Annotated in this window: 8 protein-coding genes; 2 read left to right on the top strand and 6 right to left on the bottom strand. The window is 42.7% G+C overall.

The window, feature by feature from the left end:
* Positions 1-490: 490 nt before the first annotated feature.
* A complete protein-coding gene (gene pssA / locus I6E86_RS13535; RefSeq protein ID WP_197177907.1) occupies positions 491-1300 on the bottom strand; it encodes a CDP-diacylglycerol--serine O-phosphatidyltransferase in 810 nt (269 codons plus the stop codon).
* A 180-nt stretch (positions 1301-1480) separates the two neighbouring features.
* Positions 1481-2356, bottom strand: coding sequence for a 23S rRNA (adenine(2030)-N(6))-methyltransferase RlmJ (locus I6E86_RS13530; RefSeq protein ID WP_197177906.1), 876 nt, complete (start codon positions 2354-2356; stop codon positions 1481-1483).
* 141 nt (positions 2357-2497) lie between these two features.
* Between I6E86_RS13530 and I6E86_RS13525 the strand changes: the two genes are divergently transcribed.
* Entirely contained in the window at positions 2498-3253 is a 756-nt protein-coding gene (locus tag I6E86_RS13525; RefSeq protein WP_197177905.1) for a 2OG-Fe(II) oxygenase, read from the top strand.
* A 62-nt stretch (positions 3254-3315) separates the two neighbouring features.
* Positions 3316-4533, top strand: coding sequence for a succinyl-diaminopimelate desuccinylase (gene dapE, locus I6E86_RS13520; RefSeq protein WP_197177904.1), 1218 nt, complete (start codon positions 3316-3318; stop codon positions 4531-4533).
* Between the two features lie 86 nt (positions 4534-4619).
* Here the strand turns inward: dapE and I6E86_RS13515 are convergent, their stop codons facing one another.
* The 4 genes from I6E86_RS13515 to I6E86_RS13500 all read right to left on the bottom strand — a co-directional run.
* Positions 4620-5120, bottom strand: coding sequence for a GyrI-like domain-containing protein (locus I6E86_RS13515; RefSeq protein WP_197177903.1), 501 nt, complete (start codon positions 5118-5120; stop codon positions 4620-4622).
* A gap of 78 nt (positions 5121-5198) precedes the next feature.
* Positions 5199-5408, bottom strand: a complete 210-nt coding sequence (gene iscX / locus I6E86_RS13510) for a Fe-S cluster assembly protein IscX (RefSeq protein WP_010196865.1) — start codon at positions 5406-5408, stop codon at positions 5199-5201.
* A 152-nt stretch (positions 5409-5560) separates the two neighbouring features.
* Positions 5561-6106 (bottom strand): acyl-CoA thioesterase, encoded by a 546-nt coding sequence (locus I6E86_RS13505; protein WP_197177902.1) that lies wholly within the window; start codon positions 6104-6106, stop codon positions 5561-5563.
* A 155-nt stretch (positions 6107-6261) separates the two neighbouring features.
* A partial coding sequence (locus tag I6E86_RS13500; RefSeq protein ID WP_197177901.1) for an NAD(P)(+) transhydrogenase (Re/Si-specific) subunit beta occupies positions 6262-6980 on the bottom strand: 719 nt, incomplete at its 5' end.

Genomic DNA, 6980 nt, shown 5'->3' with positions numbered 1-6980 from the left:
TTAAATAGTGCTCAATCACTGTCGTCCAGTAACTGATATATAGGGTAATTCTCTTGCTGTTTAGCCTCAATCCCTTACGGGTTAAGCTATCTAGCGAGCCGACTATCTTATCATAATGATTGGGATTGTCAAGCTGTTTTATAAATAGTTTCATCAGGTTAACTAGGTTATTAATGTGTAATCACACATCAGTTACTGCCAGTCCGTCTTGATGAGGGCGTATTATAGACGGTTTAAAGTCAGAGTCAAGAGGTAATTCATCTTTATTCAAATAAACTTGGTGATTAAGGTAAATTAGTGAAATGGCTGCGCTATTTCTACTTCAGTTGGATGCTGATATGTGCTTGTTTAGGATATCGCTCTTACATAATAGTATTGATTTATACAAACTGCATCTCTTTATACATCATGAGTCCGTCATAAATATATAAGACATAAAAAAGGAGCTTACCTGACGGTAAGCTCCTTTAAATGATTACTAAAAGTAGTTTTAACCGTTAATTTTTGTCTTAACCGTCGTAACGATACCTGAGAGCGCATAGATAATACCAATGGCCAAGATGCCAACAGGTATGTCATAAAGCACGATACTCATGACAAGTACACCAATGATAAGCACGACAAAAGGCACTTTCTTTTTATCAAACTCTTTAAAGCTATAGTACTTGACGTTACTGACCATGAGTAAGCCACAAGTAACGACCCAAGCAGCAAACAACAGCATGACTGCTGTATCGTACTGACCAATCCACTCGTTATGATCGATAGCAACCATCACAGCAGACGTCACCAGTATAGCTGCCAACGGACTTGCTAGACCAACGAAGTATTTCTTATCGACAATACCGACTTGGACATTAAAGCGCGCTAGGCGAAAAGCCCCACAAGCAGTAAATACAAATGCACAGCCAAGACCAATACGACCCAATGGTTCTAGAGCAAAGCTATAAATCAAAATAGCAGGCGCAACGCCAAAGGCAAGCATATCTGCTAGAGAGTCGTATTGCTCACCGAATGGGCTTTGAGCATTGAGCATTCGTGCCACGCGCCCATCTGCCCCATCGAGAATAGCCGATAAAAAGATGGCCAAAGAAGCTTTGTAAAACTCGCCTTGCGTACTGGCCAAAATCGAGTAAAAGCCTGACAGTAACGACAAAGTCGTGATCAAGTTAGGTGCTAAATACACACCGCGACTGACCACACGCTGACCTTCGGCCACTTCCGCCTCTATCACCTCAAAGGTCAAACCATCGTAGCTGTCATTATCCGCTAGGCGAATATTAAACTCATGCTCATCCATGAATGGTGGCTGGGTTGCCGCACTGTCTTGCAGCAATCCATCATTGAAAGCCGTATCCTTTGAGGACACATGGTTTGGTTGACCTGAGGATGGTGGTGTATTGGTCATCTTAATATCCTTATTGGCCGACATTACTATTCATTGACCCTATTCTATTGACCTTACTGCTGATTGGGCTAATTATTCGCCAACGAGCCAGCGCACATTGGTTGCGCTGTCAGGTGTCAAGTCTGGCGCATCAGCCACTTTTAATGCAGGCTGCAAGAAACGAACGATCTCACGTGCGTGATTATCAAACTGCCATGGCGGATTGATAACCAGCAGACCTGTTCCATTAAGGCCAACAGCAACATCATTTGGATAGATATTTAATTCACACACCAACTGACGACGCATTTCGGTACGCTTCAGTTTTTTGTAGAACAATTCAACGGCTTCGATATTCTTAATAGGGAACCAAAGCGCATAGGTGCCTTGTGGCCATTTATTGTAAGAATCTACTAATAAGTTGATAAGACGGGTAAAGTCTTTGTGCTCTTGCTCATAAGGAGGATCAAGAAAAATCAGGCCACGTTTTTCTTTTGGTGGAATGACCGCCGTAATACCTTCAAAGGCATCACGGTGATGGATACCAATAGGTAGTTTGTGTAGCTGATAGTTCAGTGCATCGTATTCGCTGGCTTTAGCTTCAAATGCTTCACCGCGAACCCCTGCATCTGGGTTTTGTTCAATATGATGAGCAATCCACCAAGGAGAGCCAGGATAGACTTTATTGTCATAAGTAAATCGAGCTTGCTTGATACCTTCCATATACTGTTTGACAGCAGCAGGTGCTTTCTCAGTATCAGCATTCAGTAATGCTTGGATGCCACCTTTGGCCTCACCTGTCTTGCGCGCTTCTTCACTGCTTAGTGAATAAAGTCCGCGTCCACCGTAAGCGTCAAGCACATAAAAAGGCTTGTTTTTTTGCCCCAGTTGATTAAGCAGTTGTATCAATAAAATGTGTTTGACCACATCAGCAAAGTTACCAGCGTGGTAGGCATGTTTATAGTTCATAATCTCAAAAGTTTAAATAAGAAAAATTGCATCTATGGTAGCATAGGCAGAGTAAAAGATAATGTGGTTTTGGTAAGTGCTTTCAATAAAAACGCATTCAATGATGATTTATTGACAGCTGATTGATAATAATGAGATGAAATGACGCAGATTATTAGCAACCTTAATGTGACAGAGTTGGTCGTCGATCAGCCGATAGGTCAGGATAATCCCCCATTACTGCTGCCAGACGTTTATAACAATAGCCAAGAAACGCTCACTCAACATGTCCTGCAAATGTCTGATTTTGCAGTCAGCTGGGAAGACAAGCTAACGGACCAACAGCTTGATACATTCGTCATTAACGGTTGGCTCATCATTGATGATGTGTTTAATAGTACTGCACTATTAGCACTACAAGCAGAAAGCGGCTTTATTGACTATCGTGATGCTGCGCTGACCGCTGGTGTTCGCATCAGTGATATTCGCGGTGACAAGATACGTTGGATCACTGAAAACTTCTTTGCAGGCTTTTTTTATCTGCAAAGTATCAATGAGCTGGCCGCCCTAGTCAATCGTAGTTTGTTTGCAGGTATTCGTCATAGTGAAGCGCATTATGCTTGCTACCCGATTGGCTTTGGCTATCAATGGCACAGCGACAATCCTGCTGGGCGTGATGAACGTGTAATCTCGGCGGTGTTTTATCTCAATGATGACTGGGAAACAACTGACGGCGGTGCGCTAGAAGTTGTCGATAAGTATGGTATCCACCATGAGGTCATGCCAGTTGCCAATAGACTGGTCATTTTTGACAGTGACTTACGCCATCAAGTGCAAATTGCACATCGTCAACGCTACTCTATCGCTACTTGGATGCGCCGTGACGGTCTTGTACCCTTTGTTGAAGTAGTTATTTAGCACTTACCTTCTATTATTCATTTATATTTACCATTTTAATTTATTATACAAAAGGCTTATCCATGTCTGACTCTCATAACCAAGTAAGCGTTTCTCAACAAGCGACTCATCAACAAGAAACACTGGACTTAAGTATTGCCCTGTTAGAGCGCCCTTCTGTCACGCCAGATGATGATGGTTGCCAAGACACACTATCGGAGCGATTGGAACAAGCAGGCTTTGACTGTGAGTTTATGTATTATGGTGATAGACAGGCAAAAGGCGAACACGCTGAAGTCAAAAACTTATGGGCGCGTCGCGGCACGACTGATCCTGTGATTTGTTTTGCGGGTCATACCGATGTTGTACCAACCGGTGATGAAAAAAACTGGACTTACCCACCGTTTACCCCGACCATTGCTGATGGGTATCTATGGGCACGCGGTGCCTCTGACATGAAAACAGGTATTGCCGCCTTTACTGTCGCAGCAGAACGTTTTGTCGCCAATCACCCTGAACACAAGGGTTCGATTGCTTTTTTGATTACCTCAGATGAGGAAGGCCCATCAATCAATGGCACAGTCAAAGTCATCGAGACCTTAGAAGCGCGTCAAGAAAAGATCACCTATTGCTTAGTTGGTGAACCATCAAGTACTGATACTCTGGGCGATATTATCAAAAATGGTCGTCGCGGCTCACTAGGCGCAGAGCTTACTGTCACTGGTAAACAAGGTCATGTGGCCTATCCACATTTGGCCTGTAACCCTATCCATGCTGCGATGTCAGCTTTGACAGAATTGACCTCAGCGACTTGGGATAATGGCAATGACTACTTCCCTGCGACATCACTGCAAATCTCAAATATCAATAGTGGCACGGGCGCGACCAACGTCATCCCTGAAACGCTCGAGGCAGTTTTTAACTTTCGCTTTTCTACCGAAACCACTGAAGATGAGCTAAAAGCAAAAACGCAGGCTATCTTTGACAAACACTTTGCAGATAGTAAGGCAGACTATGCTATCAATTGGAAATTGTCTGGTCAGCCGTTTTTGACCCCTGAAGGGAAGCTGGTTTCTGCCTGTCAAAAAGCGATTAAATCAGTAACTGATGTTGATACCACCCTATCTACTTCTGGTGGTACGTCTGATGGACGCTTTATCGCGCCAACGGGTGCACAAGTGGTTGAGCTAGGTGTGCGTAATGCCACTATCCATCAGGTTGATGAAAAAGTAGAAGTCGATGACTTGGGCAAACTAGCACAGATTTATGAAGGTATTTTAGAGAACTTACTTTTAGATTAACTTCTTATTATCACTAAAAAAAGCGCCAAGTCTGCTATCAGACTTGGCGCTTTTTATCGCTTTAACGAATCTATTTTATGTTGGTTTTATTCTATACCAATATAGACATCCACTTGACCATATTCTAGATTACCATCAATATAATGCTCAAAATCGACATCAAAAGTTCGAGTGTGCTCACAGCTGCGATCATTAAAATAAGTCCAAGCCTTTTCCCAAGCATTCATCACTGTGTATGGCATTCTACCTTGCTCAGAGAATACCAAATACTTTCCTGCAGGAATATCTACTGTTACTAGGTTTGCAGCCTTAGCGATATTGTCACTGTCTGATGGCTCTTGCTCACTGACTACTTTCCAACTGGCAACCACGTCAAAAGCACCGACCAAATCCTCGCTCTCATAGTTATGATAGACACCATAAATGTCGTCGCCTTTAGGCAGATCACTGGCATGGTTTTGGTAAAACTTTTGCCATAAACGACCCAGTTTGGCCGTATCTTCGCTGATCTCAGCGTTATTGGTAGTACGAACGCTAATACCATTGCACGCTATCGCTTCTGATAGCTCTTTAACTTCTAATGTCATGATTCAGCCTTTTGTGTTTTTTGATTTGATTTTTATTTCATAAATTTTTTGATGCAATATCTAAAATAATAAAGTCAATTAATCTGCTTCATCAATCCAATTCATCTGAATGGCCTCTAAGATGCCTTCATTTGACTTCTGAGGATCATCGTCAAAGCCTTCAAGTTCAGTCACCCAGCGATGCAAGTCGGTAAAGCGTATGTACTGTGGATCAGTCTCTGGGAATTTCTCATAAAGCTCAATAGCGATATCTAAGCTGTCTGTCCATTTTAGTTTTTGTGGAATCATAACGGTACCTTTTTTTAGCAGTGTTAAAACCAGTCGTTTAAAAGACGATGCGTTCGTTTTGATAACGTCGCCTTGATAAGCGCTATCCTACCAAAATTCACCAAAGGATTATAGCCAAGTTGTTTTACTCTGCTATTTTGCCATACTATTTCTCAAGCTGACTTGTTTGACTTGTTTGACTTAATGGCGACTTGGTGTGCGTTCCAAGTAGTAATGATATCCGTTAACCGCTCGCCCGTCATATCCAGCACTTCTGGCGTACGCATGCCTTTGTTATCAGTAAAAACAAACTTGGTCATGCCAACACCCATAAGCTGGTTTTTTACAAAGAAGTGATGCTCAAAATACACATATTTGTGATCCCACCCTGCCACGACACTACTCAGCGTCAGTTTATCCAAAAACTTTATCTGTTTTAGATAAACCATCTCTTGCATGGCAATGACCCAATTTAGAGGTTTGATACCTTTTTCATGGCAGTGCTTCATTACCCAGCGAGTGACATTTAGTTCAATAAATGACAAGTAGCGATAGTTTGGTAAGTGATCGCGAAACCCCATGTCGTGTGGTAGTACTCGATAATGGCGAACAGTAGGTGCCATCAATGACTCTATACTAATTGTCTCACTCGTCGATTGCTGCTTGAGCTGTTGTTTGAGCAAACTGACCATAATAAAAAAACGCAGTAACATATTCATAAAAAATTCTCTAATTTTATTTCATTATATTTATCATTGGCGATAATATTCGGTAATGCCATCTCGGCCATAAATGCCGCACACTCTAACGCAAAAAAAGCCACCTCAGTGACTTTTTTATTGAAAAGCGTATATTTAAAAGTATAAGTCAGAGATTAATGACCTGCGCCATTGATACTGCGAACCATCTCTTCAACCATTTTCTTGGCATCACCAAAGATCATCATGGTTTTGTCCATATAGAACAGACTGTTATCAAGCCCTGCATAACCTGTGTTCATTGAACGCTTGATGACCATGACCGTTTGCGCTTTGGTCACTTCAAGAATCGGCATACCAAAGATTGGTGAGGTTGGATCATCTTTTGCAGAAGGGTTTACCACGTCGTTCGCACCGATAACCAACACCACATCTGTACTCGCGAAGTCCGAGTTAATCTCATCCATCTCTAAAATATCATCGTAAGGTACATCGGCTTCAGCCAATAGTACGTTCATGTGTCCTGGCATACGACCCGCCACTGGATGAATGGCAAAGCGTACATTCACGCCTTCTTCTTTTAGCAGCTCGTACAATTCTTTTACCGCATTCTGTGCACGGCCCTGTGCCATACCATAACCCGGTACGATCACAACACTGCTTGCATTGGCCATTAAGAAGCCCGCATCTTCTGCCGAACCAGCTTTGTAGTTCTTCGGTGCGCCATCATCAGCGCCCGCTGCTACAGCGCCTGTACCCATACCGCCAAATAAGACGTTAAGTAATGAGCGGTTCATGGCTTTACACATGATGTAAGACAAAATCGCACCGGATGAACCAACGAGCGAACCTGCAATAATCAGCATTGAGTTGCCAAGGGTGAAACCAATGCCTG

The sequence above is a fragment of the Psychrobacter sp. SWN149 genome (assembly GCF_015864565.1).
Classification (GTDB): Bacteria; Pseudomonadota; Gammaproteobacteria; order Pseudomonadales; family Moraxellaceae; genus Psychrobacter.
The sequence above is the reverse complement of the archived record's forward strand: the minus strand, read 5'-3'. Positions and strand labels throughout refer to the sequence as shown.